A 6,461-nucleotide genomic window follows, 5' to 3' on the forward strand; every position below is an offset into this window, starting at 1 on the left:
CGAGCGCGGCGGCCGTCAGCGCCAGCCCGGCCGCCATCGAGCGCCGCCGTCGCCGCACGGACCGCCGCAGCCGGTATCGGCCGTCGCGCGCCACCCGCACGGGACCGAAGCGCGGCACCGCGCGGACCGGGGGAGTGGCGCGGGTCGGCGGAGAAGACGCGGGGGACGGGGACGCGGGGAACGGGGACGCAGGAAAGGGACGGGACATGGCACAACACCGCCTGCCGTGAGGAGCCGGGAGCTTTTTGGCCCCTTCACCATGCCCGGCCTCGCCCGATCCCGCCGGGGCCTGTGGACGGCCGCCGCCTTGTGGACAACTCGGTCCCCCACACGCGTGCGCATCCGTCCCAGCGCGCCCCCATCAGCCCCCGCCAGGCCCCACCAGCCCGCCGGCTACGGCAGCTCGATCCCCAGATCCCAGCCGTCGTGCCCGTGCGCGCACAGACAGTCCCGGTCGGCGTTGTCCGGAAGGCCGCTCACCGCGTCGAAGAGCACCTCGCGCAGCCGCCCGACGTTCTCGCCGAATACCTTCAGCACCTCGGCGTGCGAGACTCCCTCTCCCGTCTCCACCCCCGCGTCCAGGTCGGTGACCAGCGTCAACGACGTGTAGCACAGCTCCAGTTCACGGGCGAGCACCGCTTCCGGATGCCCGGTCATCCCGACCACCGACCAGCCCTGCGCGGCATGCCAGCGCGATTCCGCCCGGGTGGAGAAGCGGGGCCCTTCGACCACGCACATCGTCCCGCCGTCCACCGGCTCCCAGCCGCGTCCGCGGGCCGCCGTCACCGCGGCCTGCCGCCCCACCGGGCAGTACGGGTCGGCGAAGGTCGTGTGCACCACGTTCGGCACCCGCCCGTCCGGGAGCGGCTCACCGTCGAAGTAGGTCTGCGTACGTCCCTTGGTGCGGTCCACCAGCTGGTCCGGCACCAGCAGCGTCCCCGGGCCGTACTCCGGCCGCAGTCCGCCCACCGCGCACGGTCCGAACACCTGCCGCACTCCGACCGAGCGCAGGGCCCACAGGTTGGCGCGGTAGTTGATCCGGTGCGGCGGCAGATGGTGCTTGCGGCCGTGCCGGGGCAGGAAGGCGACCCGCCGTCCCGCGATGTCGCCGAGGAAGACCGAATCGCTCGGCGCGCCATAGGGAGTCTCCACGGTGATCTCGGTCACATCGTCGAGGAAGGCGTAGAACCCCGACCCTCCGATGACCCCTATGTCTGCTGGTGTGCTGCTCGTCTCAGCCATGTGATCACCCTAGCCAGCCGTGGCCGACGGCGCCCCGACACAGGGCGGCGGACGCACGGCACCCCCGCGGCTTCCCGGGAGGGAGCGGCGGGGGCGCGCGGTGCGTGCGAGGTCAGGCGGCCGAGCTGGTGCTGCTCGACGAGGTGCTCGACGAAGAAGACGTCGACGACGAGGACGACGAGGACGTCGAAGACGAGGACGACCCCGAGGAGGTGTCCGAGGAGGAGGACGAAGAGGACGAGCCCTTGTCCGACGACGAGCCGCCGTCGCTCTTCGACGCGGCCTTCGCCGAGCCGCCGCTCGAGCTGCTGGACGAGGAGCGGCTGTCGTTCCGGTAGAAGCCGGAGCCCTTGAAGACGATGCCGACCGCGGAGAACACCTTCTTCAGGCGCCCCTGGCACTGGGGGCATTCGGTGAGCGCGTCGTCGGTGAACTTTTGCACCGCCTCGAGGCCCTCGCCGCACTCGGTGCACTGGTACTGGTAGGTCGGCACGTACTTCCTCCTGGCACTCTCACTCGTTGAGTGCTAACGACGCTCCATAGTGCAGTATTCCGGCCCGCCAGTCCACTGCGGTACGGCACACGGTGACCTATGCCACGCCATCAGCCGCCGCCGGTGCCCAGCCAGCCCGCCAGCTTGCCGCCCCGGCCGACCGCCCGCAGCCGCTGTTCGGCCGCGTCCCGCACCGGGTCGGTGGCCACCACCAGGAGTTCGTCGCCGCGCCGCAGCACCGTCGAGGGCAGGGGCACGAAGCTGGAGCCGTCGCGGACGACGAGGGTGACCGCGGCCCCCGGCGGCAGCCGCAGCTCGGCGACCTCCACCCCGTGCATCCGGGAGTCCTTGGGGATCGACACCGACAGCAGATGGCCGCGCAGCCGCTCCAGCGGCGCCGACTCGATGCCCAGGTCCGCGGTGCCCTCCGTCTCCTCCAGACGCAGCCGGGTGGCGAACCAGGGCAGCGTCGGCCCCTGGATCAGGGTGTAGACGATCACCAGGACGAAGACGATGTTGAAGATCCGGCGGCTGTCGGGCACCTCGCCGACCATGGGGATGGTCGCGAGCACAATGGGCACCGCGCCGCGCAGCCCCGCCCAGGACAGCAGGGCCTTCTCCCGCCATGCCACCCGGAACGGCGTCGTGCTCACCAGCACCGACAGGGGCCGGGCGACGACGGTCAGCACCAGGCCGACCACGACGGCGGGCCAGATGTCGTCGGCCAGTTCGTGCGGCGTCACCAGCAGTCCGAGCAGGACGAACATGCCGATCTGGGCGATCCAGCCGAGCCCCTCGGCGAAACCGCGGGTGGCCGGCCAGTGCGGCAGCTTCGCGTTACCCATGACAAGCGAGGCGAGGTAGACGGCGAGGAAGCCGGAGCCGTGTGCCAGCGCGCCGCCCGCGTAGGCGACGACCGCGATGGCCATCACCGCGATCGGGTACAGGCCCGAGGCGGGCAGGGCCACCCGGCGCAGCGCGTACGAGCCGAGCCAGCCGATCGCGAGACCGATGGCGGCGCCGATCGCCAGCTCCAGCACGATCTCGCCGATCATGAGGTACCAGGGGTCGATCGCGCCCTGGCTGGAGAAGGCGACCACCAGGATCACCACCGGGGCGTCGTTGAAGCCCGATTCGGCCTCCAGGATGCCCGTGAGCCGCTTGGGCAGCGGCACCTTGCGCAGCACGGAGAAGACCGCCGCCGCGTCCGTGGACGACACCACCGCGCCGATGATCAGCGCCTGCCGCCAGTCCAGCCCCACCCCATAGTGCGCCGCCGCCGCGGTGACCCCCACGCTCACCGCGACGCCCGCGGTCGACAGCGCGGCGGCCGTCGGCAGCGCGGGTTTTATTTCTCGCCACTTGGTGCCCAGACCGCCCTCGGCCAGGATCACCACCAGCGCGGCGTAGCCGATGACCTGCGTCAGTTCGGCGTTGTCGAAGGTGACGCCGAGCCCGTCCGTGCCCAGGGCGACGCCCATCCCGAGGTAGAGGAGCAGGGTGGGCAGCCCGCTGCGGGACGAGAGCCTTACGGCCGCCACCGCGACGAGCAGGACGAGAGAGCAGACCAGCAGCAGTTCATTGAGGTGGTGGACAGTCAGGGGCCGAACCTTTCTCACGTGAGCGGCGGGACCTTCGGGGACGATGTGAACGGTTCCCGGCCGACCGGAACTTCATTGCCTTACCTAACATTTTACGGGTTCTTGACGCGGGCCTTCCACACGGGCCGCCCGCGGAGGCGCGGCCGACCGGTCCGGTGGCCGGTGGACGGCGTCAGTCATGACTCCGCGTAGGGGCGGCGACAGCGCTGCGCCTATGGTTGCTCCAGCACTCCAGGATCACCCTGCCCCTCGAAGGACAGCGATGCCCGCCAACAAAACCGGCTCTTCTCCCAAGAAGAAGAGCCGACGTCTCCGCCTGATCGTGATCGCAGTCGTGCTGCTGCTCTTGGGGGGTACCGGCTTCGGCACGTACTGGAGTATCAGTACCGTGCGGGCCTCTTTCCCGGAGACCACGGGGTCGCTCCAGCTCAAGGGACTTTCCGATCCCGTCCAGGTCAAGCGCGACGGTCATGGCATACCCCAGATCTACGGCGACTCACCCGAGGACCTGTTCCGCGCCCAGGGCTTCGTCCAGGCTCAGGACCGCTTCTGGGAGATGGACGTCCGCCGTCATATGACGGCCGGTCGGCTCTCGGAGATGTTCGGTTCCGGCCAGGTGGAGACCGATGCGTTCCTGCGCACCATGGGCTGGCGCCGGGTGGCGCAGAAGGAATACGACACCAAGCTGTCGCCGGAGACCAAGAAGTACCTGCGGGCCTATTCGGACGGGGTCAACGCCTACCTCAAGGACCATGAGGGCAAGGCGCTGTCGGTCGAATACGCGGCGCTGGGCTTCGAGCACGACGGCTACAAGCCCGAGAAGTGGACCCCGGTCGACTCGGTCGCCTGGCTCAAGGCCATGGCCTGGGACCTGCGTGGCAACATGCAGGAAGAGGTGGACCGCGCCCTGGCGTCGAGCCGGCTGAGCGCCAAGCAGATAGAAGAGCTGTACCCGTCGTATCCGTACAGCCGGAACAAGCCGATCGTCCAGGGCGGCGCGCTCGACGAGGCCACCGACGAGTTCGACCCCAAGGCGACGTCGACGGGCGGCACGGGCAGCTCGGGTGCGGCCGGCACCGTGAACGGGGCCAACGGGGCCGCCCAGGGCCTCCAGAGCCAGCTCACCTCCATGTCGAAGACCCTGGAGAAGGTTCCGGCGCTGCTGGGCCCCAACGGAAGCGGCATCGGCTCCAACTCGTGGGTCGTCTCCGGGCGGCACACGACCACCGGCAAGCCGCTGCTCGCCAACGACCCGCATCTGGCGCCCCAGCTGCCGTCCGTCTGGTACCAGATGGGCCTGCACTGCAACCAGGTCACCAGCAAGTGCCCGTTCGACACGGCGGGCTACACCTTCTCCGGGATGCCCGGCGTGGTCATAGGCCACAACCAGGACATCAGCTGGGGAATGACCAACCTGGGTGCCGACGTCAGCGACCTGTACCTGGAGAAGGTCACCGCGTCGCACTACCTCTACGACGGCAAGCAGGTCCCGTTCCGCAGCCGTGAGGAGACCATCAAGGTCGCGGGCGGCAAGAGCCGCACGATCACGGTACGCAGCACCAACAACGGGCCGATCGTCTCGGACCGGGACGAGGAGCTGACGAACGTCGGCAAGAGCGCGCCGGTCGGCAGCGGGGCCGACGATGTGGCGCCCGACCGCGGCGACGGTTACGCGGTCGCCCTGAAGTGGACCGCGCTGTCCCCGTCCAACAGCATGGACGCGGTCTTCGGGCTGAACCGTGCCCGGAACTTCGACGACTTCCGCAAGGCGGCCGGCGACTTCGCGGTCCCCGCCCAGAACCTCATCTACGCCGACACCAAGGGCAACATCGGCTACCAGGCGCCGGGCAGGATCCCGGTGCGCGCCAACGGCGACGGCCGTTACCCGGCGCCCGGCTGGGACTCGCGCTACCGGTGGTCGAAGTTCATTCCGCAGTCGGCGCTGCCCTGGGAGTACAACCCCGACCGCGGCTACATCGTCACCGCCAACCAGGCCGTCATAGACAAGAAGAAGTACCCGTACCTGCTGACCGACGACTGGGGCTACGGCGCGCGCAGCCAGCGCATCACCGACCTGATCGAATCCAAGATCAAGGACGGCGGGAAGATCTCAACGGACGACATGCAGTCCCTCCAGACGGACAACAGCAGTGAGATCGCCAAGGTGTTGACGCCGTACCTGCTGAAGATCAACGTCAAGGACCCGTTCGTCCGCCAGGCCCAGAAGCTCCTGGAGGGCTGGGACTACACGCAGGACGCCGACTCGGCGGCCGCCGCGTACTTCAACGCCGTCTGGCGCAACACCCTGATGCTCGCCTTCGGCGAGAAGATGCCCAAGGAACTGCGGGTCAAGGGGCAGTGCCTGCGGGTGCGGCCGGCCGAGGACTCCGGTCCGCTCGAGGACCTGGACGGCAACACCCGGCTGGTGCGCGAATGCGGGACGCGCGATGCCGACGAGGCCCAGCCGGACGGCGGCGACCGCTGGTACGAGGTCGTACGGAAGATCATCAAGGAACCGGGCAACGACTGGTGGAAGACCGCCGGGACCCGCAACCAGCCGGGTGCGACCAACCGTGACGAGCTGCTCGCCGAGGCCATGAAGGACGCGCGCTCCGAGCTGACCGCCAAGCTGGGCAAGAACATCAACACCTGGAGCTGGGGCCGACTGCACCGGCTGACGCTGAAGAACCAGACGCTGGGCACCGAGGGCCCGGGTGTCGTCCAGTGGATGCTGAACCGCGGCCCGTGGGACCTCGCGGGCGGCGAGGCGGCGGTCAACGCGACCGGCTGGAACGCGGCGGGCGGCTACGACGTCACCTGGGTGCCCTCGATGCGGATGGTCGTCAACCTCGACAACTTCGACAAGTCGCGGTGGATCAACCTCACCGGCGCCTCCGGCCACGCCTACAACGCGCACTACACGGACCAGACCGAGAAGTGGGCGAAGGGCGAGCTGCTGCCCTGGGCGTTCAGCAAGACCGCGGTGGACAAGTCCACCGACGATCAGCTGGCCCTCACCCCCTGAGGCGTCCCCTGAGCCACCACCCGCGGCTTCAGACGGCCCTCTGGGGGCCCTTCCCGCCCCCGGCCCGGGGGCGGGAGCCCGCGCACCTTCCGGCCCCGCC

The 6,461-nt window shown here is 69.7% G+C and carries 4 protein-coding genes; 1 reads left to right on the forward strand and 3 read right to left on the reverse strand.

From position 1 onward, the window contains the following. Window positions 1–393 precede the first annotated feature (393 nt). The 3 genes from EEJ42_RS35635 to EEJ42_RS35645 all read right to left on the reverse strand — a co-directional run bounded on the left by EEJ42_RS35635 (window position 394) and on the right by EEJ42_RS35645 (window position 3,354). Window positions 394–1,242, reverse strand: a complete 849-nt coding sequence (locus tag EEJ42_RS35635; protein ID WP_123106346.1) for an S-methyl-5'-thioadenosine phosphorylase — start codon at window positions 1,240–1,242, stop codon at window positions 394–396. A 112-nt stretch (window positions 1,243–1,354) separates the two neighbouring features. Further along, window positions 1,355–1,735: an FmdB family zinc ribbon protein gene (locus EEJ42_RS35640; protein ID WP_123106347.1), complete on the reverse strand. Its 381-nt coding sequence runs from the start codon at window positions 1,733–1,735 to the stop codon at window positions 1,355–1,357. A 110-nt stretch (window positions 1,736–1,845) separates the two neighbouring features. After that, a complete protein-coding gene (locus EEJ42_RS35645) occupies window positions 1,846–3,354 on the reverse strand; it encodes a potassium/proton antiporter (protein ID WP_123106348.1) in 1,509 nt (502 codons plus the stop codon). Window positions 3,355–3,598: 244 nt separating this feature from the next. Here EEJ42_RS35645 and EEJ42_RS35650 point away from each other — a divergent pair, with 244 nt between their 5' ends. Continuing rightward, window positions 3,599–6,361, forward strand: a complete 2,763-nt coding sequence (locus EEJ42_RS35650) for a penicillin acylase family protein (RefSeq protein WP_123106349.1) — start codon at window positions 3,599–3,601, stop codon at window positions 6,359–6,361. Window positions 6,362–6,461 lie beyond the last annotated feature (100 nt).

Origin of the sequence: Streptomyces botrytidirepellens (genome assembly GCF_003721215.1) — a bacterium.
In the GTDB taxonomy this organism is placed as follows: domain Bacteria; phylum Actinomycetota; class Actinomycetes; order Streptomycetales; family Streptomycetaceae; genus Streptomyces; species Streptomyces himastatinicus.